Here is a 22,317-nt window from a genome sequence, read left to right as displayed (position 1 = left end):
GAATGCCATGAGCGAGTCCGTCCACACCGTCACGACGCTGCCGACGGAGCGCCGCAGCGGCTGCCCCTTCGACCCGTCGGCCGAGCTGCTCGAAGCGCGTCGGCACGGTCCCATCAGCCGCTACACCCACCCCGGCGGAAAACCCGGCTGGCTGATCACCGGATACGACATGGTGCGCTCGGTGCTGGCAGACCCGCGGTTCAGCTCGCGCAAGGACCTCATGAACGTCGTCGACTTCGCGCTTCCGCCGGCGCCGCCAGGCGAGTTCCTCCTCATGGACGACCCGGAGCACAGCCGCTACCGAAAGCCCCTCGTCGGCAAGTTCACCGTGCGGCGGATGCGGATGCTCACCGAGCGGATCGAGCAGATCACCGCCGACTGCCTGGACGCCATGGAGAAGACGGGGCCGCCGACGGACCTGGTGACCTCGTTCGCCAAGCCCATCCCCACCATCGTGATCTGCGAAATCCTGGGCGTGCCCTACGAGGACCGGGCGTCCTTCCAGGAGCAGATCGACGCCTTCATGGGCGGGGAGGTCAGCGACGAGGAACTGATCGCGGCCTACACCGCGACCCAGGAATACCTCGCACAGCTCGTGGCCGCCAAACGCGCCAAGCCCACCGACGACATTCTCAGCGAACTCACCGACAGCGATCTGACCGACGAGGAGCTGACGGGGATCAGCCTCATCCTCCTGGCGGCCGGGTTCGACACCACCGCGAACATGCTGTCCCTCGGCACCTTCGCTCTCCTCCAGCATCCGGAGCAACTCGCCGAGCTGCGCGCCGATCCCGCCCTCACCGACGGGGCCGTGGAGGAACTGCTGCGGTATCTGAGCGTCGCCAAGACGTTCCATCGGACGGCCCTGGAAGACGTCGAGCTGGGCGGCCAGACCATCAAGGCCGGCACGACCGTCGTCCTGTCGTACAACACCGCCAATCGCGACCCCGAGCGCTTCACCGACCCCCACAAGCTCGACATCCGCCGACAGACCGCTGGGCACCTGGCCTTCAGCCACGGCATCCACCAGTGCCTCGGGCAGCAGCTGGCCCGCGTCGAGATGCGGGTCGCGTTCCGCGCGTTGATCGACCGCTTCCCCACCCTGCGCCTGGCCGTGCCGACCGCCGAGGTCGCCCTGCGCCCCGAGACGGCGGACATCTTCGGCGTCAAAAGCCTCCCGGTCACCTGGGACGCGAAGTGAGCGCGCCCCTGCTGACCGCCGACAGGAACGCTGCATCGGCGCCGGCATGTGCGCGATGACCGCGCCCGAGGTGTTCGACCAGGACCCGGACGACGGCCTCGTGCTCCTGCTGCACGCCGAGCCGCCCGCCACCCACCGCCCGGCCGCGCGGATGGCCGTCGGCCTGTGCCCCTCCGCAGCCCTCGCCGTCCACGAGCCGGAACCCGACGGCTCCAAGCCACCAGGGCGACCGCAGCCGGCCCCCGAGCCGCCGGCCGCGCGGCGCGCGCCGCGCGTCAGCGAGGGCCCCCGCCCGCCCAGCGGCAACCAGGCCGGTTCCGAAGCACGCCGGCACGATGCTGGCAAGGCTCGGGAAACCTATCGAGACCCAAGGGGAGGGGCTGAGTTCACACCGTCGTCGGGGAAGTCCCCCCGATACCTACTTCCTGGCTCCGCCATGGGGCCTCCGGTCTTGGTCGGCCATGGGTGGTGTCACCGGGTCCGGAGGCATCGACGGCCCGCCGATGAGGGGCTTGAGCACCGGCTTCACCCGAGCCGGAAGAGCTCTCCGTGAAGTGGATGAGGCACCTCGGCGCCGTGCCAAGGCCGGACGAATGCGTGATGGAGGGGCCTGCACGTGATCGACACCGGCGTCGTCGACGTCTTCCTCGGCCTGGACGTCGGCAAGGGCGAACACCACGCCGAGCGGCTGACAGAGGAAGGCGGCTCAACAGGCAGGCATCGTGCCGGCGCCGGTTGAGTCGGGCTGGTCCGTCATGGGCTTCAGCCTGTGATCGAGAAGACCACCCTGCTGCCGGTGGTCGTGTTGATGCGTTCGTTGAGGCCCCAGATCCGTTTCGTTTGCGGGGCATAGCCCAGGTTCTGGGTGTAGACCGGGGACGTGGTGTAAACGTTCGGCGCGTTGTTGGGCAGGGCACGGTGGATGCAGGAGTACGAGGCGACCGGGTCGCCGGAGCCGCCGCCCACTCCTGTCGGGCAGGTGCCGCTCATGTACCAGGTCGTGCCGTTGGTGGTGGCGCCCTGCATGTCCCACACCGGTGAGGTGAATCCGCGCGTGGCGTGGCTGACACCGCGTCCCGAAGGGTCGGTGGTGCTGGGGAGAGCGGTGAGGTAGTTGAGCGGCCAGCGGATGACGCGCCCGCCCGCCCCGCCCCGTACGTATTCGGCGGAGACCAGACCGTCCTGGCCCGTACGGTCGAGGCTGAGGGAGTTCAGACAGGGCGTCGCGCCGGTGCGTACGACGCAGGCCTCGGTGTCGGCGCCGGTCGTCCGGTACTTGCCGATCATGGGCAGGGCGTACGCGCTCCAGCGCGCCGAGGACACGCCGTCGGTGATGCCGACGGCTTCCCGTCCGGTGTCGGCCACCTGCCAGATGTGCTGGAGGTCGTAGACCTGCAGCCAGCGCCCGCTGGCCACGAACACCTTGTTCCCGTACCACACGACACCGTCGGCGTGGATGCCCTTGACCGCACGGAAGTTGCCGTTTCCGTCTGCGACGGAGCCGGTGGGCTCCACCAGAAGCAGGTTGTCGTAGGTGATCTTGCCGTTGTCGGCGTTGACCAGGCTCAGGCGGGCGAATTCGTTCGGCTTCGGCGTGGAGGTGTGCATGTCCCGGCTGAAGTGCCAGGAAGCGAGGAAGGCGGTGTGCCCGTCCACGAGTCCGCCTGGCTGGGCGTCGTAGGAGCCGGTGACGCCCTGAGGGGTCCAGCCACCCTCCGAGTTGTACGAGCTGGAGAGGTCGTCGCCCTTCTTCCAGCAGAATCCGCTGGGGGACAGGCTCGCGGACAGGCCTGTGTCGTGGCACAGGCCAGGTGTTCCGGTGGACCAGCCGCCGGATGCGAGCAGCGCGTTGGAGTCCTTCCTGGTGATCGCGCCGCCGGCCTCGACGGCCTTGATCGCCTCGCCGTAGACGTCGAAGGAGTTCTTGGGCTGCCCGTCGAAGGACGACACCGGATCCAAGGTGAACTGCTGTGCCGTCGCCGGGTCGATCTCCGCGAAGGGTGTCGCTGCGTGTGCGGGTGCGGCGGACACGGTGGAGCCTGCGGCCAGGGTGAGGGTCGCCGCGATTCCGGTGAACAGACGCTTCCATGATCTTGTCATGTCGCGAACCCTAGCTCGGCACCCTCGAGGCCGAGCCGGTCGCACCGTGGCGGACTTCGCCCGCGAGGCGTCACCTGCTCGTGGCCGGGAGGGATCCTGCGGGTGCCGGAGGTCAGGGGGGCCGGGTGCCGGCGATCCGGGAGCGGTGGAACCTGTCGGTTACCCGCGCTGTCGAAGAACCGCACGTACTCGTTCCACCACCCCTTCTCGCCGGGATTCGTCTGGTCGATCGCCCGGTCCCACCACTCCCCCGCGCCCGCGGTGGCCTCGTCCGGTGGCTGGGCGGCAAGGTGAGCGGCCAGCACCCGGTCGTGCAGTGCTCGTCCTAGGCGGCGATCCGCGGGCCCGCGTCCGCTCGGCGAGCGGGACGCCGGCCGCGGCCTCCGCCGCGGCGAGGTCGAGGACCGCGCTGGCCAGGAGCAGGCCCATGTCGAGGACCGGGCCCATGAAGACTCTCGCGTCCAGGATGCGGAGCTCGTCCAGGTCGACGTACCCGGAACCACGGCATCCGTGCAGACGCGGCGATGTCGCAGCGCAGCAGCCCCGCCGGCTCACCCGCGCGCCGCGCGGACCCGACGGAACAGACCGCCGACAGAAGCGGGGACAGTGAGCACCAGCTCCCGCAGCAGGCCCGTGACGTCGTGGTCGGGCAGGGGACGACCCACCCTGCCGAGGACTTCGGTCAGCTCGGGAAGCGGCTCGTGGCTGGCGCGCGCCTGCCGGAGCGCGGAGGGCGTAGGCCAGGAAGCCGGCGTGCCCGAAGACCACCTTGCGACGCCAGCACAGTCCAGCGGTCTGGACGGGACGTCCGCATGGACCGGCGTGGCCGGGGCACTCGCCCGGCTCGTCTCGTCCGGCTGGTCGCAGACGATGCAGCGCCTACCGTAGGCAACGACCCGGCGACCGCAGCTGTTGGCGACGGCCTGCAGGACGCCACGCAGGCATCGTCCGCCTCACCTGGTGAACGAACGACACCCCCTTTCACCAGCACAACGCCACCCCTGACACCGGTACCAGCCCAGCCCGGCCCCAGTGAAGACCAACGACGCACACCCAACGCGCAAACACATGACACCCATCACCCAGGCGGGAAGAACGGCCTGCAGGGCGCCACAGGGGCGCGGGGACGGGGCTGCGGGAAGCGGCCCCGGGAGGCACCCAGCAAGTCGCCCGGCCTCGGACCTAGGCTGGCCGGCGGACAACCCGGCACCGGCCGGGAGTGAGAGGAGCAGGCAGGCATGAACGGCCCCGAGCGGGAGCTGGCCGAAGCCCAGCGCGCACATTGGCAGCAGACCTACGGCTCCCACCCCGGCATGTACGGGCAGGAGCCCAGCGCACCCGCACGCCACGCCGCCACTGTCTTCCGGGCGTCCGGGAGCCGCAACGTGCTGGAACTCGGCGCCGGCCATGGCCGCGACACCCTGTTCCTCGCCCGGGAAGGGTTTTCCGTCCAGGCCACCGACTTCTCCGCCACCGGCTTGGAGCAGCTCAGGCAAGCCGCCCGCGATCAGAACGTCGCGGACCGGGTGAGCACCATGGAGCACGACGTGCGCACCCCCCTGCCCCTCGCGGACGCATCGGTCGGCGGCGTCTTCGCGCACATGCTGCTGTGCATGGCCTTGTCCACCGAGGAAATCCAGGCGGTGGTCGAGGAGGTCCGCCGCGTACTGCGGCCGGGAGGCTCCTTCGTCTACACCGTCCGGCACACCGGCGACGCGCATTACGGCCAGGGCACGGCGCACGGCGACGACATCTACGAGCACGGAGGCTTCGCCGTGCACTTCTTCCCCCGCCACCTGGTCGACACGCTCGCCGACGGCTGGACCCTCGACGAGGTCCACGCCTTCGAGGAAGGCGAGCTGCCCCGACGCCTGTGGCGCGTCACCCAGACCCTGCCGCGTCGACCACCGCCCCGGCCCATGACCGTGGACGGCACCGGCTTGCTGTGCGTCACGCTCCGCCGGTCCTCAGTGGTCGTACGACATGGAAACCAGGTTGCCGACGGCCTGGCGCAGCCGCACCGGGTCCGCGTCGAGCCACAGGTCGTCGTCCGCGTCGACGACGATCGCGACCCGGTCGGCTTCCGCGCGGGCCTGATGACCTGCCGCGACGTGTTCCAGGAGGAGGCGTACGGGGGTCGGCTCGGGGTGCAGGACCAGTCGGCCGTCGTCGAGGGCGGCGAGGTCGCGGAGGTCGTCGATGACGTGCTGGAGCAGGACGGCTTCGTTGTGGAGGGAGTCGATGTACTCGGCGTCCACCGTCGCGACGCCGTCCTGGGCAGCCTCCAGCCAGCCACGGATGTTGCTGAGCGGGGTCCGTAGTTCGTGGGCGATGTCGCTGATCATGGCCTTGCGTTCACTCTCCAGCCGCGCTCGGTGTTCGGCGAGTTCGTTGAAGGCGGCGGTGAGTCGTCCGATCTCGTCCTTGCTCCGTACGGGAACAGGTGTGGTGTCACCGGCGTCCCTCATGTGGTGGGCCGCGTGGGTCAGGTGGCGCAGGGGTCGGACGACCCGAGCCGCCACGAGGACGGCGGCACCCACGGAGAGGACGAACACGAGGGCCGCCAGAGCGACGATCTCGGTCGTGCTCCGGGGCGAGACGCCGAAGGCGGTGCGGCCGGCCGGACCGGCAGGTCCCAGGGTCAGGTTGGCCGGCGGGGCGACGTGGCTCTTGAGGTGTTCGCGGCGGCTCTGTGCGACGCAGGACGTGATGTCGTCGTCGCTGTTGGCCGTCCACGCGCCGTCCGTCGTCCTGGACCAGGAGAAGTCGATGCCGACCCGGATGCCGGAGATGCCCGTACCGCCGAGGCAACGGGCCACGAGTGCGTCGAGCTCGTCGAGGGCTGTGCGCTCGGTCTTGGTGATGGTCCGTTGCAGGACCCGGTCGCACAGGGGCGCCGGAGCGGGCGCGTCCGAGCGGCCGAGGTGGCGGACGGTGGGGCGGCCGCTCGGGGCGGTGTCGATGACGGACTTCATCCCGCTCCTCGCGAAGCACTCCGCCTCTCGTCGGGCGTAGCGGTGAAGGAGAGCGCGTTCGGTCGCCGCATCCTGAAGCGATCAGCTGGCTACGCTGAACCATCCCGGCCGCACCTCGGTCAGAAGCGGCTGCAGGGACCGTACTGCGGCCCGCAGGTCCTGATCTGTGACGTCAAGAGACTCCGGCAGGCTCAGCCCGTAGCAGCGCAGCCGCCAGAGGTCGAAGATTCGCTCCCGTCGGCTGCGAAGTCGACATCGACCTCGGTGCCGTTGTCGCTGACGAAAAGGCACCCTGCCCCATGCACTGTGTAGGAGTAGGTGCCGAACTGCCCACTCCGGCTGATGATTCGACGCGAACGGACCAGGCCAACGACATCTGCGAGTCGCTCAAGGGAGGGGATCGCCGCCCTCATGGCCTTATCAATCGCGTTCAGAGCGTGGACGTAACCAAGCACGACGTCCCGTGCAGCCCCAACCCGTTCCATACGGCGTCATCCCCCCAGAGCCCGTAGCTGAAGGGATTGTTCCATGGGCTGCCAGTATCTCCGCAGAACGGCCTTCTGAAAGATTCAGTCAGTGCTGTATCCACCACGTGAGCACTGCCCCGCCGGCGGTGGTGACCAGGGCGGCGAGCCATCCGGGGATGCGCTGAATAGTCAAGTACAAACCATCCACGCGCAGTGCGAAATGTGGGGGCTCGACCATGTCACTCGTTTGCTTCATACGCCCAGGACAGCACGGGTTTTCTGTATCGCCAACCTTGTTCCACGCACCTTACGCCGAATGGTGGGGATTGGCTTCCGAGCCTGTGGAGAACAGGGCACGGACCGGGCACGGACCCCCTCCGGCCCTGCGGCGCAGCGAGCGGTCGTCAGGCAGCCGCACAGGCGGCGTGGGTCCGGTGGTCACCCGGCGGAAGGTGCGCGTCGTGGGTCCGGCATGTCGCTTCGCCATCTGCTCCCGCCGCCTGCTGGCTATGTCGGGCTGGAACCGTGCGAGCCCTGTGCCGGAGAGCCCGAGGTCCTGCCTCAGGTGGCGGCGCGGGGCGCTCACTGAAGCGGTCCAGGACGCCATGAGCTCCCTCGCCCCGGGGACGAAACCGAGCTCAACCTCGGCGGCCGCGAGGGTGGCCGTGACGGTTTGAGCCCGCCCCGGTCGGGCGGTCTGTAGCGGCCTCGGTGAGGGGCGGATCCAGTCGTTGTGGCGGCCTGAAAACGGACTCGGGTGTGGGCGTGACGCGGCCCCGCCCGGCAGACCGTTTTCCTTACTGCGAGAATCAGCCGGTTCGAGTGCGGCCCGCGAGACGACCGGAGGAGCGAGTGACTGCTCGGCAGCCCCGTGACGAGGTTCCCTCGACGGTCGCAACGGACGCCGGAATGCTCGTCTTGTGGGACCCGCAGAGCTTCGAGGACGTCGTCGACTACGACACCTGGGAGGAGGAGCTCCTGGAGGACGAAGACATCGTCCGTCATATCCAGGCAGGTTCTCTGGTGGCGCTCAATGTCGGCGGAGACGGCGCGTTCGCTGTTCTGGTTCGCTCGGGCACTGTGGCCGCGCCGGCTGCGTTGACCGAGCGGGAGGCAGCGCATCAGCTGGTCGCTTCGAGGCCGTACCTCTTCGTCTCCCGCGGTCGCGCGCTCGTGGGCGGCATCGAGCACGTCAGCCCGGACGTCTCCGAGGGCGTCATCGAGCACCGCATGCCCGACGGCCGCTATGCCGTGGTCGTCCACTTGATCGACTGGCAGGCCGAAGCCGGCAGCCAGGACACGGCAGGGCGCCCCGTTCCGGGAGCCCTGCCCGACTTCGTGGTGCTGATCAACCCTGCCCAGCCCGGTCAGCGGGCCTTCCGAACCGCGGTGAACACGTTCGAAGCCCCGAACGGCTGACATCAGCGGACCTGGTCCACCGCCCTTGAGCTCCTGCTGGGCCTTGATAGGGGCGAGACGGTACGACTCGGTGCCGGTCTCGACGATCCCGCCGTTGAAAATGAGATGGTCGACGACGGCGATGTTCACCGAACGGCCGGCTGGCGGCGGTCGGCGGCGAGCTGCGCGCAGCGGATGCCGTGGGCGGGGTGCCCCACTCCATGGCCGGTTCGGCGGCCCGCCCGTGCTGCGGGCCCAATTGGGCGGGGACAGATGCCCCGCGGCCTGCCGCGTGCACGGGCAGGCGTCTTCGGGGCGGTGTGCGGCACTGCGTGGCGGGTCACTCCGCCCACCGGGCCCTGCGCGGCGGCGCCCTGGAGGCGGGCGGGCCGGGCCAGGGTGATGTGCAGGCCCCCGGATCCGGCGCGGAACCAGTCGGTCACGCGGACCTCACCCGTCACTGCCACGGGTGGCGTGCCGGGCGCGGTCAGCCGGCGGCCGAGGCGACCGCGCCGCGCTCCGTCGCCATCGTGCGACGGAAGCGGCGCTACCGTCGTCGGGCGATGACCGGTCCTGCGCCCGGCGGGAAAGCCGTTCCCGATCACGTCGGGCCCGGTCGGCCGGACGGCACCCTTACGGCACCGGTGTCCTGGAGACCGCGCGCGCCTCCTCCACGGCCGCCTGCGCCCCGAGCTCTTCGCCCCGGGTCCGGGCGGCCCGAAATGCCCCGTCCCCCAGCTCCGCCCGTACCGCCGCCTCCACCCGCTCCACGTCGCCCCGCTCCGCGGCCGGCAACGGCGCCCCGGTCGAGGTGCGCATCGCACCCGCGGCCCCCAGGAGGAGGGCCGCCTGCGTGGGCCGCCCGGACAGGGCCTCCGCTCCCGCAAGGCCCTCGAGTGCCAGGGCCACCGCCCGCGGGTCGCCGGTCGTCAGTGCCGTCGCGTAGCCCTCTTCGTGCAGCGCCAGTGCTTCCTGCGCGTCGCCGCGCAGTTCGGCGAGGAAGCCCAGTTCGGCGAGGATCAGGGCGTTGGCGCCGTCGAGTCCGACCAGTCGGTGCCAGTCGAGGACCTCACGGAAGTGCTCCTCGGCCTCCTCCAGGAGTCCCTCGCGGCGGGCGCCGAGGCCGAGGCCGAGGATCGCGTTGATCTCGCCCGCCCGGAAGCCGACCTCGACGGCCTTCTCCCGTGCTGCCTGGTGGTACGTGCGTGCCTGCGCCATGTCCCTCATGAGCAGAGCGGTCCGGCCGAGCCCCGACAGCAGGTCGGGCACCTCGGTGGTCAGTCCGAAGCTCTCGGCGGTGTCCAGGGCGGCGTGCTTGAGCCGGGCGGCCCGCTCGTACTCGCCACGGATCTCCGCGACGGTCGCCTGGGGGTACACGGACCACAAGCCCCCGCACGCGTCACCGAGTGCGTCGAACAGTGCGGCGCTGCGGGCGGCGTCTTCCTCGGCCCCGCTCAGATCCCCCCGCAGCAGCCGCTGCACGGACCGGTCCGCCAGCGCCGCTGCCTCCCCCCACGGCTCGCCGGCCGCCGCGAACCCGACGAGCGCCGCGTTCGTCAGTTCCTCGCCCTCGCTCTGGCTCCCGGTCCCGCACAGTGCGTGGGCGAGGAACCAGCGGGCCCAGGCGCGGGCGGCGGGATCGGCTCCGTGCGCCGCGTCGAACGACGCGAGCGCGGCCGTGATGCGGTGTCGGCGGTCGGTGCCGTCGCCGCTCATGACGGTGAGGCCGGTGTGCCAGACGGCGACGCGGGAACGCAGCCGGTCGGTGGGGGCGGTGGTCGGGGCGGGGGCCGGGGCCGGCGGGGTGTCCAGGGCCGCCGCCGTCCAGCGGACCGCCTCGCCCAGGCGGCCGCGCAGCACCCAGTACCAGGCCAGCGCGTCGACGAGCGGGAGCGCGTGTGCGGCGTCACCCGACTGCACCGCGCGGTCCAGCGCCGCACGGAGGTTCGGGGACTCCGCGTCGAGGCGGGACAGCCACTCGCGCTGGGCGCGGCCGCGGAGTTCCGCGGCCTGCGCCAGGCGCGTGTAGTACGCCAGGTGCCGGCCGCGTACGTCCTCGGTCTCGCCCGCGTCGGCCATGCGTTCCACGCAGTACGCGGCCACGGATTCGAGCAGCCGATAGCGCGGCCCGTCCTTCCCGTCGACGGCGACGACCAGCGAGCGGTCCACCAGCCGGGCCAGCAGGTCGAGGACGTCCTCGGGCGCGACCTGGCCGCCCGAGCAGACCTGTTCCGCCGCGTCCAGGGTGCAGCCTTCCGCGTGCACGGCGAGCCGGCGCAGCACCCGGCGCTCCGGTTCGGGCAGCAGTTCCCAGCTCCAGTCGATGACCGCGCGGAGTGTCTGCTGTCGGGCCGGTGCGCCCCGCTGGCCGGCGTTGAGCAGCCGGAAGCGGTCGTCGAGCCGTTCGAGCAGCCGGTGCACGCCAAGGGCCCGCACCCGGGTGGCGGCCAGTTCGAGGGCGAGCGGGACGCCGTCGAGGCTGCGGCAGATGCCCTCGACGGCGGCCCTCTGGGAAGGGTCCGGTGCGAAACCGGGCGCCGAGGCGGCCGCCCGCGCGACGAACAGCTCGACCGCCCCCGACAGGTCGAGCGGGGGCACCGCCCACAGCGTCTCCCCGGCGAGGGCCAAGGGCTCCTGGCTGGTCGCGAGGACCACGAGGTCCGGAACGGTGCGCAGGAGCAGCTCCGTCAGTGCGGCGGCCTCGTCGATCACGTGCTCGCAGTTGTCGAGCACGAGCAGCATCCGCCTGCCGCGCAGGACGGCGGCGAGCCGCTCCGCCCCGCTCGGTGTACGCCCAGCCTCGGGCCGTACGCCCCAGGCTCCGTCGTCGCGCAGCTCCATGGTCGCGGCGACGACCTCGGCCAGTTCGCCTCCGGAACCGGCGAGTTCTATCAGCCACACGCCGTCGGGGAACAGCTCCCGCACCTTCCCTGCCACCTCCACGGCCAGCCGCGTCTTGCCGACGCCGCCGGGGCCGGTGAGCGTGACGAGCCGCCGTCCGGCGAGCAGTCCCCCGATCTCCTCGACGGCCGCGGTGCGCCCGACGAGTCCGCTGATGGGCGTGGGCAGATTGCCGCGCGGCTCACCGGTCCCTGTTCCAGGCCCTGTTCCGGGCCCCGTTCCCTGCCCTGTCCCGGGTCCGTGCGCAGGGGCCTCGGTGCCAGGGCTCGACTGCGCGGCTCCCGGTGGCGCCGGAGGTGAGGTCGCGTCTCCCGGTGGCGCCGGAGGTGAGGTCGAGGCACCGCGGGGCGCCGAGGGGGAGGGCGAGGCACCGCGGGGCGCCGCCGGCGCCGTGGCTCGTACCGCGTCGAGCGCCGGGTCCTGGCGGAGCATCGCCCGGTGCAGTTCGACCAGTTCCGGACTCGGGTCGAGGCCCAGGTCCTCCGCGAGACGGACCCGCAGCTCCTCGTACCCCGCGAGCGCCTCGCTCTGCCGGCCCGAACGGTACAGCGCCTTCAGGCGGATGGCACGCAGTCGCTCGCGCAGCGGATGCCGTTCGACGAGCTCGGCCAACTCGCCGACCAGCAAGGAGTGTTCTCCGGCATCGAGCCGTGCCTCGGCCGCCTCCTCGCGGACGACGAGACGCTCCTCCTCCAGACGGTTCGCGGCGGCCCGGGTGAACGGCTCGTCCGCGAAGTCCGCGAACGCGGGCCCCCGCCACACCGCCAGCGCCTCGGCGAACAGCGCGGCCCGCCGCCCCGGGTCGGCCGCGGCGCGGGCGCGGGCGGCGAGCGCGGCAAACCGGTCGGCGTCCAAGGAGCCTGTCGACAATACGAGTTGGTAGCCGGGTGAGCGGGAGACCAGCAGGTCCCGGGCGCCCGGCTCGGCCTCGTCCAGGACGCGCCGCAACTGGGAGACCCTGGCCTGAAGGGCGCGCAGCGGTTTGCCGGGCGGTTCCTCGCCCCACAGGTCGTCGACGAGGCGGTGCGCGGCGACCGGCCGGCCCGTGTCGACGAGCAGCGACGCGAGCAGGGCGCGCACCTTGAGCTCGGGGACCCGGACAGGCCGCCCGTCCTCGGTCCAGACGGCCGTCTCCCCCAGCACCCCGAATCGCATGCCGTCACCGTAACTCCCCGCCCTCACCAGGCCGAACCCGACCCGGACCCAATCCGAACCCGACCCGAACGGAACCCGAACCGAACCCGAACCGCCGACCCGCAGAGTCTTCCTCGTCAGCAGGACACACCCCCACCGAGGAGACTTTCGATGAACCGCACCGCTCCCCTCACCGGCAGGACTGCGCTCGTCACCGGCGGCAGCCGCGGCATCGGCCGGGCCATCGCCCTGCGCCTGGCCGCCGACGGCGCCCGTGTCGCCGTCCACTACGCGAACAACGAGGCCGCCGCGAAGGAGGCGGTCGCCGCGATCGAGGCGGCCGGTGGCTCCGCCTTCGCGATCCGTACCGAACTCGGTGTCCCCGGCGACGCCGAGGCTCTGTGGGAGGCGTTCGACGCACACGCCGACGGCGTCGACATCCTGGTCAACAACGCCGGGATCGCCGGGCCCGGCACGATCGACGAGGTCGAGGAGGCCGACTACGACCGGGTCTTCGCGGTCAACGCCAAGGCGCCGTTCTTCATCGTCAAGCACGGCCTCGGCCGACTGCGCGACGGCGGCCGGATCATCAACATCTCCTCCGGGGTCACGAAGGTCGCCTTCCCCGGCATGACGTCGTACGCCGCCTCCAAGGGCGCGGTCGAGGTGCTGACCCTGACGCTCGCCCAGACCCTCGGCGCCCGGGGCATCACCGTCAACGCGGTGTCCCCCGGCACGATCGAGACCGACATCCACCCGTGGATGGCCGACGCCGCCGCCAAGGCACACGCGGCCGGCTTCTCCGTCTTCAACCGGGTCGGGCAGCCGGGGGACGTGGCCGACGTCGTCGGCTTCCTCGCCTCGGACGACGCCCGCTGGGTCACCGGCCAGAACATCGACGCGAGCGGTGGCTCCGGCCTCGGCCTCTGACCCCCACCGTGCCCGCCCCCCTTCCCGAAGGACACCGTCATGCCCCGCCACACCCTGCTCGTGCACGCCCACCCCCGCACCGACTCCCTGACCGCCCAGGTCGCCGGCCTCGTCCACGCCCGGCTGAAGGAAGGGGGCGGGACCGTCGACGTACTCGATCTGTACGGCGAGGGTTTCGACCCGGTCCTCCGGCCGGCCGACGAACCCGACTGGGAGAACCGGGAGAAGGTCTACTCCCCGGTGGTCCTGGCCCACATGGACCGCATCCTGGCCGCAGACGACATCGTGGTCGTCTTCCCCGTCTGGTGGATGGCGCCGCCCGCCGTCCTCAAGGGGTGGATCGACCGGGTGTGGAACTACGGCTTCGCCTACGGGCGCAGCAAGCCGAGGCTGGCCGGCAAGCGGATGCTGTGGCTGGCCCTGATGGGCAGCCCCGAGGCGGAGATCGAGCGCCTTGGCCTGTCCACTGCCCTGGACGTCCAGCTGCGGCTCGCGGTCTCCCGTTACTGCGGGATCGAGGACGCGTCCGTGGAGATCGTATACGGCACCGAACTGTCGGGGGTGCCGCGCGCCCTGCGCCCGGAACGGGTGCGGGAACTGCTCGAATCCGCCGAGGAATCCCTGAACGGAGTGCTGCCGCGATGACCACCACCCATGCGCCCGCGTCCCCCGCCGAGGCGGCTCCCGGGAAGGCGGGCGCCCGTCAGTGGCTCGGCCTCGCCGTCCTGCTCCTCCCCGTGACCCTGATGACGGCCGACCTCGGCGTGCTGTGGCTGGCCACTCCGTACCTGGCGGCCGATCTGCGGCCGAGCAGCGCCCAGTTGCTGTGGATCACCGACATCTACGGCTTCCTCACCGCCGGCACCCTGGTCATCATGGGGACGCTCGGCGACCGCCTGGGCCGCCGCCGGCTGCTGATGGCGGGCTCGGCGGGCTTCCTGGCGGCCTCGCTTCTGGCCGCGTACGCCCCGAACGCCGGGACCCTGATCGCGGCCCGCGCCCTGCTGGGCGTGGCGGGCGCCGCCGTGCTGCCCTCCACGCTCGCCCTGATCAGCCACATGTTCGCTGACGCACGGCAGCGGGCGACCGCGATCGCGATGTGGGTGACCGCGCTCTCGGTGGGTCTGGCCGTCGGACCGATCGTCGGCGGTGTGCTCCTGGCGTCCTGGTGGTGGGGTTCGGTCTTCCTGATCGGTCTGCCGATCATGCTGATCGCCCTGGTCACGGCGCCGGTGCTGCTGCCGGAGTACCGAGATCCGGGGGCGGGCCGGACCGATGTGCCGAGCGTGGCGCTCTTCCTCCTGGCGGTGCTGCCGCTGGTGTACGGGGTGAAGTCGGTGGCCTCGCACGGGCCGACGGCGGAGGCGGGCGCGGCCTTCGCCGGTGGCATCGCCTTCACGCTGCTCTTCGTCCGCCGCCAGAACCGGCTGGCCACTCCCCTGCTCGACCTGCGGCTCTTTCGCGACCGCGCCTTCATGGGGGCGCTGCTCACCCTGCTGCTCGGTATGGCCGCGCTGAACGGGGTGGAGTATCTGGTCCCGCAGTACCTCCAGGCGGTGGCGGGCCAGTCGCCGCTGGAGGCGGGTCTCTGGCTGCTGCCGGGGGCGGCGGGGCTGGTCGCCGGATCGCAGCTGACGCCGCCGCTCGCCCGCCGCGTCCGCCCGGCGTTCGTCCTGATCGGGGGCCTGTCGGTGTCCCTGGCCGGGTATGCGCTGATCGCCCTGGCCGAGGGAGTCGGCGTGGCGTCCCTGGGGCTCGCGGTGATCATGTTCGGGGCGGCCCCGATCAGTGTCCTCGGCACGGCCCTCGCGGTCGCTGCGGCTCCGCCGGAGAAGGCGGGCGCGGCGGCGGCGACCGGCCAGACCGCGTACGACCTGGGCCTGGCGCTCGGGATCGCGGTGACCGGAAGCGTGGCGGTCGCGGTCTACCGCAGCGGCATCCCGGGCGATGCCCCGGCCGCGGCACGTGAGTCCCTGGGCGCGGCGAGCACCGTGGCGGACGAGGCGCTCCTCGCGACGGCGCGTGAGTCGTTCACCACGGCCCTGCAGTCGGCGTCGGCCCTGAGCGCGGGCTTCGCACTGCTGACGGCGGTGCTGGTGGCCGTGCTCCTGCGGAAGGTACCGAGGATCGCCTCGGGCGGCTAGGGCCGTGTCCTTCGGGCCGTGCCGGGCTCGCTACTCCCCTCGGGCTTCGCCTGGGGGGAGTAGCCATGCGCACGCCCGCCGCGGTGTCGTCCTGACTGGCCGGCTGCCGAAGCCTCCACCGCCGTTACGAACGGGAGGCCCGGCACTTCCTGGCCTTCGTCGGCATAGCCAAAAGCCGCATTGGCACCACCGAGGCCCGGACGCTCTCCGAATCCGCCCACATGCGTTCCTCGTTCTCACCTTTGCAGCCATCGGGACTTCGCTCTTCCACAGGAGCCGGTCGTGGGGGTGGCTTCGCTGATGAAATCGGACAGCGATTGTCGATGGCTTTGCACGGCAGTCGGTGATCACTGCGGCTCGACATGTCGACGCGTTTGGGCACTGGAGGGATTCCGTGGCTGCCGCTTGCGTCCCAGAAGCTCGCTGGGTCAGACGACGGATGGACGCCGTGGATCGGTCGGGACGATCGCGTGCTCGTCGAAAAGCTGCTCAAGGGCTTCGTGACCGTGCTCGCGGCGGTATGCCATCTCGGCTGCGGTGACCGGCAGAACCCAGAGGATGCGGGCATTGCCGTCCGGCAGTGTGGACTGACAGAGGTCAGGTCTGTGGAGGTAGGGAAGGCTGACCAGCAGGTGGTCGCGGTGGGACCCGGGCAGCCACGGTTCCCCGATGGGCAGGCTGTGCTCGAGACCGAGGTGGTGATCGGAGTGGTAGTAGGCGGTCATGGCCAGGAGATCAGCGAAGCGTTCGTCGCGGACAGGAGCGGTGAGGACGAATTCGAGGCCGTGGCCGTCCGTCTCGACCGTGGACCAACAACCGGCGGTGATGTAGGCCCAGCTGTCGGCGCGCGGTCCCGGGCTGACGGTGAGGATCCGCAGGTCGGGAACAGCTTCCCTTCGTCCAGATCCCAGATCGTAGTCGCTGACCGTGATCATGTGGCCGGTGAAGAACTCGCGAACGTGGGCCTCGACGCCTGCTATCGCCCGCTGGTTGCGCTGGTTCCGGTGCCGCCTGCCCCCGCTGCACTGGAGGACTGTGGGCCGCTAGGAGCTGTCAGGCCGTCATGCGCCGCGTCCTTGAAGGAGATGTACGAGGCGGAACGGTCGTGATGATCGGCTTCAGCCTTTCGCAGTGGGGACGGCCCCGCGATGATGCGGGGTATGAATGCTGCTGAAGACCCTGTAGCTGCGGTGACGCGCCTGCGGGACGAGCCGTGGGACCGCGGGTGGAACGGCCTCGAGGTCGCGGGCGTCGATCTGGTGTCGCTCGACACCAGGCTGGGAGGCTGCACGTCCACGTGGGTCGCCAACGGCGGTTCCCTCCACGAGCGGGGAATGACTACCGTCAGGGTCATCCTCGGCCAGCTGGAGGAGGTCATTCCCAAGCTCACTGAGGACGACAGCCCGCATGTCTGGCATCGGCTGCGCGAGATGGCTCAGCTCATCGTGACGCACAACGTCCCCCAGGTGAGGTGATCTCCTAGCGGCTTCGGTCCGTCATGTGCGAAGCCAGATGACGAGGCTCGCTGCCGTGGCGGTGCCGAGGCAGGCGTCGCCGCGCTTGCTGTAGCAGGGGCGGCTTGGGGCTGCTTCAGGCGGTTGATCGCTCGTTCAACGTGTTGCCTTCCTCGTAGCGGTCCTCGTCGAAGCCGGGTGGCCGCCGCCGTGTGACCCCTTGCGGCGCCGGGCGGCCTGGCTGTTGGTCTTCTCCGGGATGGTGTACCCGATGTCGCGTCGTCGCAGGTGCTCGCGGCAGGGTCGGCTGCCGTATGCCTTGTTGGCGGCGACGCTGTCGGGCTTCTTGCGTGGCCTGCCTGCGCCAGGTCTGGGCGCGCGGATCTTCTCAAGAACCGGCTTGAAGTGGGTGCAGCCAGCCCGCTGCCCTGGCGTGACGATCAGGGGCAGTGAGCGGCAGCGGGCATCTGCGCTCGGATGGAGCTTGGTGGTGAACCCGCCGCGCGAGCGGCCCACCCGGTACAGGAATCCCCTCACCTGCCGGTGATCTCACCACCGGCCCCAACGCCGGTTGCGTCATCCACGAATGCTCTCGCGCAACGGACGCCACACCGCGCTCAAGACGCGATCGCCCACCACGGGCGGATCGCCAAGACCCTGCACATCCTGCGCCTGGCCGACGAGCCCGGCTACCGTCGCCGGATCAAGGTGCAGGCCGATCTCCAGGAAGGCCGCCACGCGCTGGCACGGCAGAACATCCACGGCCGGGCCGGGTAGCTCTACCAGCGCTACCAGGACGGCATGGAGGATCAGATCGGCGCCTCGGCCTGGTCCTCCACGCTGTGGGCCTCTTCAGCACCCGGGAGATGGACGCCGCCGTCAGCCAGCATCGCTGTCACCGTTCGTGCGCCACCACATCAACGTGCTGGGCCGTTACTCCTTTTCCCTGCTGGCACCTGCCCGGTGGTCTGCGGCCACTGCGTGGTCCTGACGACGCCGACGAGGGGTGACGCCGCCCGTCGTGTGCGCCGCACATCTTGACGGACCAGGCCCCGGTCTTCCCGCCTGCGGACCCTGGCGGAGCGAGCCTGTCGCTCACGCGTCACGATCAGCTCCGCTGAAGCCTGGCAAGCACGGATACCCACTCGCTCCTATGGAACCTTGTTCGCCGCCCGGGTCCTCTGTTCAGGGTGAAGGACCCGGATGGCGGGCCAGCAAGGAGTGGAACGGATGCGCAACGAAAGGGACGAGGCGTTCACGGCGTTCATGGACGCGCGCTACCCCTCACTCCTGCGGACGGCCAGGCTGCTGGCGGGCGGCGGCCCACGGGCCGAGGATCTCGTGCAGGAGACGCTGATGCGTACCTATCGGGCATGGCACAGGATCGGGCGGCTGGAAGCCGCGGAGGCGTACGCGCGCACCACGATGGTCCGGTTGCTCGTCAAGGACCGCCGACGGAGGTGGCATTCCGAGGTGCCGGCCGAGCAGCTGCCAGAGGTCGCTCTTCCGGGCCACGAGGACCAGACAGCAACAGGCGTGGCGGTGCGCAACGTGTTACAGACTCTCCCGCCGGCTCAGCGGGCTGTGCTTGTGCTGCGCTACTACCACCAGCTCAGCGAGGGAGAGATCGCCGATGCCTTGGGCTGTTCCCCCGGCACGGTGAAGAGTCGCGCAGCTCGTGCCCTCGCGGCCCTTCGTAACGGGGGTCTTCTGACCACCGTCTCTTACGACCTCGACAGGAGTGTGGACCGTGACTGACCAGCGGCATGTCGAGGAGGAACAGGTGCAGCGGCTGCTCGCCGCCGCGGCAGAACTGCCGGGCACCCCCACCACACCCGGCGCCGACTTCACCGCGCACGCCCGGCGCCGGCTGGTACGCAGGCGGCTGGGGGTAGCAGCGGGCGTCACTGCGGTACTCCTCGCGACTGCAGTGGGCGCCCCCACCATGTTCAGGGGCATTGCAGGGCAGGGGGAACAGTATCCGGCTGCCTCAGCGCACTGCCTGCAGAGCACCGTTCAAAACCTCCAAGACGGCAGGCAGTCGGGCTTCCGGGTCGTGTACGGGGAGTTGCGGGAGGGCAGCATCGCCATGGACGACGGCATCACTCAGGGTTCGGTCTTCCGCTTCGATATCGAAGGCACCCTTACAGAGAGTGACAGCGTCCCCTCCTCCGGCCCTGCCCTCACGTGGTATCCGGTATCCGAGGCACAGCTTCCTCAGCCCGGCCGCTATGTGCTGCTCCTCGCCCAGGCGGAGCGTCCCGCAAAGGACGGCCGGCGTCTCTTCGAGTTCAGGCCTGAAGAGGTGCTGCCCTTCGGTACCGACGGCCGTGTGCAATTGAAGTGTGAGGACGACACTGCAGGCAGCGTGAAGATGGGCCGCCTGCGTGCCGAAGTGGCCCGGCCGAAGTCCGCTGCGAAGAACGGCCATGCATACTGACGCCGGCGCTTCAGGGTGATGGTGGTGGAGGGCCGAGGGAAAGGTCGGTCCGCGCGAGGAATCCGTCGAGGACGTAGCGGCCCACGCGGGCCTCGGCGCGGCCGTCTCCCTGCGCCAGCACCTCTCGGCGACGATCGGCGTCTCCCCCGACGGCCTACCGGCAGGCCTTGACGGGCGCCCTGCCGCTGGCCTGACCGCCGCGGGTCTCATGCTCGGTCATTTACATACCGACATCACTTACCTGCGCTACGCGTATGACCGGTTGAGGTACAGCGACGCGGGCCTCCCCTCGGACCCGTTGCAGATCCAGTTCATCACCGCCACGCCCGACCATCTGAAGCTGCGCTTGCCCTGGAAGACCGCCATCAAGGCGAGCGTTGTGGAGAAGATCGAGGAAGGGGCCCAGTTCGAGCTCGTGTTGAAGCTCGGTCTCGCCAAACTGCTGAACGGCCTGTCCGAACTGCACCGCCGGCTGACCGCGGAGTCTTGGGACCCGCACCTGCGGTCTCCCTCAATCATGCCTTGAGGAGAGTGGGCTGACGAGCCGTCATTGATCTTCGTCCGCCGCCGGGGCACGATGCAGGGATGACCGACCAGCGCTGCGACCATGGACTGATAGTCGGCCAGTGCGGGCACTGCAAGCCGGTGCCGCACGGGCTTACCTCCAACGTATGGACCACCCGCGGCGGCTCCGTCTTCCACCGGACCGTCGCCTGCCAAGCTCTCGCCGACGGCCAGGCCCGGGCCGCACGCTTCGGTCGGGAGGTTCACGAGCCCACCCGAATCTCACTCGCCGACGCCATGGCACAGGGCCGTGGCGCCTGCATTCCCTGCTTCCCCGCCTACCGGCCGTCCCGCACCGCCAAGCCCTGCCTGGTCCGTGCGGACGGCCGGTGGCTGCCCGGCCTGCTCACCGAGTGGCGGCGCGGCGGGGACGGCCGGTGGAGCGGCGTGGTCTCCTACGCCGCCGACGGCGACCAGGTCACCGTCCTCAAGGACCAGGACGACTTACGCCCCGCCCCTTGAACCGCCCGCCGCCAGTTCCTCCGCCGACCGCCCCCGAAGCCGGTCCGGTGCAGCGCCCTGCTGCCACTTGGGTCGCGGAACCGTTTCCCTGCCGTCTCGCGGCTCACCGATCACGGACGTGAGCGGCGTGCGGCGTCGGGCACCAGCGGCCCCGGCCAGGGCCAGCGCCTCCTCCGGTACCAGCCACCCGACCGACTCAGCCACACGTTGCGACTCGTGGGGGCCTGACAACCGACCTGTGGTGACGCCTTCGCGGCAAGCCTCACACCACGTCGGCTGCACTCTCCTGGGCGGGATGCTTGAGTGCCGGGTGATCTGGACCGCCGGGCGGGGCGGCGGCACGCAGCGCCGCTTCGACTCGGCGGTTGCTGGTCATGGATGCCGTGACGGCCGTCATCGCCAGGAGGAGGCCTCCGGCGGCGTAGAGCGGGGTGCGGATGTCGTGGGTGGCGGCCAGCCAGCCGCCGAGGAAGGCCCCGAGGGGGGCGGCGCACATGGCCAGCATGCGGGAGGTGGAGGCGACCCGGCCCATGAGGCGGGCCGGGACGATCGCCTGCCGGAGGGACGGGCCGAGCACCATCGTGGCGCCCATGCCGGCCCCGCAGACGGCGAGCGCGAGGCCGGCGACGTACGGGGTCGGGGCGGCGGCCAGGCCCAGGATGGCGAGCCCTTCGACGGCGGCCGTGCAGGTCAGTGCGGTGCCGGTGCCGAGCCGCCGGCCGAGGTGGGAGGCGATGCCCGCCCCGAACAGGCCGCCGACGGCCTCCGCCGTGAGGAGCAGGCCGAAGCCGTAGGTGTCGATGCCGAGGCGGTCGTGCGCGAAGAGGGCGAGTACGGTCTCCACGGCGAGGAAGGCGACGTTCCCGACCGCCGGGCGGAGCGCGAGCCCGAGCAGCAACCGGTCCCGGAAGACGTACGAGGCGCCGGCCCGCGCCTGCCGAAGGAGCGACTCGCGGACCTCCGGCACGGGCCGGGGCACGGCAGGAAGCGACCGTACGAGCAGTGCCGAGAGCATGAACGACAGCGCGTCGACGAGCAGCGGAACCGCCCGTCCGAGCGCGAGCAACGCACTGCCGGCGGGCGGACCCGCGAAGCCGGACATGGCGGTCTGGGCGCCCCGCAAGCGGGAGTTGGCGCGCTCCAGGAGTGCGGGGTCGCGGCCGAGCAGATCCGGCAGATAGGCCGTGGCGGCCGTGTCGAAGAAGAGTCCGCCGAGGCCGAGCAGGAAGGCGACGGCCGCGAGCAGCGGAATGCTCAAGCCGTCGAGCGCGGCCGCTGCCGCCGGTATCGCGAGCAGCACCGCACGCGCCGCGTCCATGACCCACATCGTGCGTCGGCGGTCCCAGCGGTCCACCAGCGCACCGCCGAGCACCCCGAAGAGCAGCCACGGCAGCGTCCCGGCGGCCGTGACGACGGCGAGCGCCATCGGATCCCGCGTCAGCGTCAGCGCGAGCAGGGGCAGCGCGGCATGCGACACCCCGTCACCGAGCGAGGACACCGTCTGCGCGGTCCACAGCCGTCCGAACCCGGTCGGCAACTTCCGCATGGCTGAGGTCACTTGGCGTCTCCCCCGGCCTGCTGGCGCGGTGCCGGGTGGAACAGCGCGAAGACGAGTGACGCGTCCGGCAGCGACGGATCGGACAGCTCCCGGTACTCGTCGGCCAGTGCCTGCAGCCGCGCCCCCAGCTGCGCGAACTGCTCGCCGGTGAGCCGCAGATGCGCCATACCCACGTGCCGCTCGCCACCCACCGGCGACGCCTCCAGGTCCGCCACCGCATGCCGCATCAGCACATCCGGCCCTCCCTCACCCGGATCCGGCAGCACGATCGCCCGCGCGGCCATCGCGTAGTACCGCTCGGTGACACCCCGGACCTTCCGCGTCCGTACCACCTTCACCAGGCCGGCCCGCTCCAGCAGCCGCACGTGATAGCTGGAACTCCCCTTCGCGAGACCCACCCGCTCGGCGATCTGTGTGATCGTCGCCGGCTCGAAGCGGAGCACGGCCATGATCCGGTGGCGCGTGAGGTTGGAGACGGCGCGCAGCTGCTCGTCGGTGGTGACGTGAAACGTCTCGGGAAGATCATCGGTCGGCATGCGAGCAATGGTCAACGTTTCTTGACCATTGAGCAAGGGGATTTCGCGCGGAC

At 70.9% G+C, this 22,317-nt stretch carries 20 protein-coding genes and 2 pseudogenes; 14 read left to right on the top strand and 8 right to left on the bottom strand.

Going from position 1 to position 22,317, the window contains the following annotated elements:
* Positions 1–7 precede the first annotated feature (7 nt).
* The 3 genes from ACFY7C_RS21150 to ACFY7C_RS21140 all read left to right on the top strand — a co-directional run bounded on the left by ACFY7C_RS21150 (position 8) and on the right by ACFY7C_RS21140 (position 1,940).
* Complete coding sequence (locus ACFY7C_RS21150) at positions 8–1,201, top strand: cytochrome P450 (protein WP_389652611.1); 1,194 nt, start codon at positions 8–10, stop codon at positions 1,199–1,201.
* A 46-nt stretch (positions 1,202–1,247) separates the two neighbouring features.
* On the top strand, positions 1,248–1,754 hold the full coding sequence (locus ACFY7C_RS21145; RefSeq protein ID WP_389652609.1) for a ferredoxin: 507 nt from the start codon (positions 1,248–1,250) through the stop codon (positions 1,752–1,754).
* A 63-nt stretch (positions 1,755–1,817) separates the two neighbouring features.
* Entirely contained in the window at positions 1,818–1,940 is a 123-nt protein-coding gene (locus ACFY7C_RS21140; RefSeq protein WP_389652606.1) for a hypothetical protein, read from the top strand.
* 23 nt (positions 1,941–1,963) lie between these two features.
* Here ACFY7C_RS21140 and ACFY7C_RS21135 read toward each other — a convergent pair whose 3' ends face one another.
* The gene (locus ACFY7C_RS21135) at positions 1,964–3,301 is read right to left on the bottom strand and encodes a hypothetical protein (protein WP_389652604.1); all 1,338 of its coding nucleotides are present in this window, start codon (positions 3,299–3,301) and stop codon (positions 1,964–1,966) included.
* 1,238 nt (positions 3,302–4,539) lie between these two features.
* Here ACFY7C_RS21135 and ACFY7C_RS21130 point away from each other — a divergent pair.
* Positions 4,540–4,983 (top strand): annotated as a pseudogene (locus ACFY7C_RS21130) (class I SAM-dependent methyltransferase); the annotation flags it as partial.
* Between the two features lie 285 nt (positions 4,984–5,268).
* Here ACFY7C_RS21130 and ACFY7C_RS21125 read toward each other — a convergent pair.
* Positions 5,269–6,276 carry a histidine kinase dimerization/phospho-acceptor domain-containing protein gene (locus ACFY7C_RS21125; protein WP_389652601.1) on the bottom strand — a complete coding sequence of 336 codons (1,008 nt, stop codon included), beginning with the start codon at positions 6,274–6,276 and terminating at the stop codon, positions 5,269–5,271.
* A 191-nt stretch (positions 6,277–6,467) separates the two neighbouring features.
* Complete coding sequence (locus ACFY7C_RS21120; RefSeq protein ID WP_389652801.1) at positions 6,468–6,689, bottom strand: DUF6896 domain-containing protein; 222 nt, start codon at positions 6,687–6,689, stop codon at positions 6,468–6,470.
* Positions 6,690–7,652: 963 nt separating this feature from the next.
* Between ACFY7C_RS21120 and ACFY7C_RS21115 the strand changes: the two genes are divergently transcribed.
* Positions 7,653–8,162 carry a hypothetical protein gene (locus tag ACFY7C_RS21115; RefSeq protein WP_389652598.1) on the top strand — a complete coding sequence of 170 codons (510 nt, stop codon included), beginning with the start codon at positions 7,653–7,655 and terminating at the stop codon, positions 8,160–8,162.
* A gap of 612 nt (positions 8,163–8,774) precedes the next feature.
* Here the strand turns inward: ACFY7C_RS21115 and ACFY7C_RS21110 are convergent.
* Positions 8,775–12,197: a BTAD domain-containing putative transcriptional regulator gene (locus tag ACFY7C_RS21110; RefSeq protein ID WP_389652595.1), complete on the bottom strand. Its 3,423-nt coding sequence runs from the start codon at positions 12,195–12,197 to the stop codon at positions 8,775–8,777.
* Between the two features lie 150 nt (positions 12,198–12,347).
* Here ACFY7C_RS21110 and ACFY7C_RS21105 point away from each other — a divergent pair, with 150 nt between their 5' ends.
* From ACFY7C_RS21105 to ACFY7C_RS21095, 3 genes are read left to right on the top strand one after another with little or no spacing between them, the layout of a single operon-like run.
* Positions 12,348–13,106 carry an SDR family oxidoreductase gene (locus ACFY7C_RS21105; protein ID WP_389652592.1) on the top strand — a complete coding sequence of 253 codons (759 nt, stop codon included), beginning with the start codon at positions 12,348–12,350 and terminating at the stop codon, positions 13,104–13,106.
* Between the two features lie 39 nt (positions 13,107–13,145).
* Positions 13,146–13,751, top strand: a complete 606-nt coding sequence (locus tag ACFY7C_RS21100) for an NAD(P)H oxidoreductase (protein ID WP_389652589.1) — start codon at positions 13,146–13,148, stop codon at positions 13,749–13,751.
* Entirely contained in the window at positions 13,748–15,250 is a 1,503-nt protein-coding gene (locus ACFY7C_RS21095; protein WP_389652586.1) for an MFS transporter, read from the top strand. The genes ACFY7C_RS21100 and ACFY7C_RS21095 overlap by 4 nt, the downstream gene beginning before the upstream one ends.
* Before the next feature lie 428 nt (positions 15,251–15,678).
* On the opposite strand, the gene ACFY7C_RS21090 is transcribed toward ACFY7C_RS21095, so the two are convergent.
* Positions 15,679–16,185, bottom strand: coding sequence for a suppressor of fused domain protein (locus ACFY7C_RS21090; protein WP_389652583.1), 507 nt, complete (start codon positions 16,183–16,185; stop codon positions 15,679–15,681).
* A 225-nt stretch (positions 16,186–16,410) separates the two neighbouring features.
* On the opposite strand from ACFY7C_RS21090, the gene ACFY7C_RS21085 reads away from it, so the two are divergent.
* The gene (locus ACFY7C_RS21085) at positions 16,411–16,725 is read left to right on the top strand and encodes a hypothetical protein (protein WP_389652580.1); all 315 of its coding nucleotides are present in this window, start codon (positions 16,411–16,413) and stop codon (positions 16,723–16,725) included.
* A gap of 135 nt (positions 16,726–16,860) precedes the next feature.
* Here ACFY7C_RS21085 and ACFY7C_RS21080 read toward each other — a convergent pair whose 3' ends face one another.
* A complete protein-coding gene (locus tag ACFY7C_RS21080; protein WP_389652799.1) occupies positions 16,861–17,220 on the bottom strand; it encodes a transposase in 360 nt (119 codons plus the stop codon).
* A gap of 67 nt (positions 17,221–17,287) precedes the next feature.
* Here ACFY7C_RS21080 and ACFY7C_RS21075 point away from each other — a divergent pair.
* The 5 genes and pseudogenes from ACFY7C_RS21075 to ACFY7C_RS21055 all read left to right on the top strand — a co-directional run.
* Positions 17,288–17,714 (top strand): annotated as a pseudogene (locus ACFY7C_RS21075) (Tn3 family transposase); the annotation flags it as partial.
* A 220-nt stretch (positions 17,715–17,934) separates the two neighbouring features.
* Positions 17,935–18,462 (top strand): SigE family RNA polymerase sigma factor, encoded by a 528-nt coding sequence (locus ACFY7C_RS21070; protein WP_389652577.1) that lies wholly within the window; start codon positions 17,935–17,937, stop codon positions 18,460–18,462.
* Entirely contained in the window at positions 18,455–19,144 is a 690-nt protein-coding gene (locus tag ACFY7C_RS21065; protein WP_389652574.1) for a hypothetical protein, read from the top strand. The genes ACFY7C_RS21070 and ACFY7C_RS21065 overlap by 8 nt, the downstream gene beginning before the upstream one ends.
* A 298-nt stretch (positions 19,145–19,442) precedes the next feature.
* Positions 19,443–19,670 carry a hypothetical protein gene (locus ACFY7C_RS21060; protein WP_389652571.1) on the top strand — a complete coding sequence of 76 codons (228 nt, stop codon included), beginning with the start codon at positions 19,443–19,445 and terminating at the stop codon, positions 19,668–19,670.
* A gap of 59 nt (positions 19,671–19,729) precedes the next feature.
* Positions 19,730–20,170, top strand: coding sequence for a hypothetical protein (locus ACFY7C_RS21055; RefSeq protein WP_389652568.1), 441 nt, complete (start codon positions 19,730–19,732; stop codon positions 20,168–20,170).
* Between the two features lie 262 nt (positions 20,171–20,432).
* Here ACFY7C_RS21055 and ACFY7C_RS21050 read toward each other — a convergent pair whose 3' ends face one another.
* Both ACFY7C_RS21050 and ACFY7C_RS21045 read right to left on the bottom strand, forming a co-directional pair.
* A complete protein-coding gene (locus ACFY7C_RS21050) occupies positions 20,433–21,728 on the bottom strand; it encodes an MFS transporter (protein WP_389652565.1) in 1,296 nt (431 codons plus the stop codon).
* On the bottom strand, positions 21,725–22,264 hold the full coding sequence (locus ACFY7C_RS21045; protein ID WP_389652562.1) for an ArsR/SmtB family transcription factor: 540 nt from the start codon (positions 22,262–22,264) through the stop codon (positions 21,725–21,727). The genes ACFY7C_RS21050 and ACFY7C_RS21045 overlap by 4 nt, the downstream gene beginning before the upstream one ends.
* Between the last annotated feature and the right edge of the window lie 53 nt (positions 22,265–22,317).

This window comes from Streptomyces sp. NPDC012769, from assembly GCF_042901205.1.
In the GTDB taxonomy this organism is placed as follows: domain Bacteria; phylum Actinomycetota; class Actinomycetes; order Streptomycetales; family Streptomycetaceae; genus Streptomyces.
Note: the sequence above shows the minus strand (reverse complement) of the source record. Positions and strands in the feature narration are given on the sequence as shown.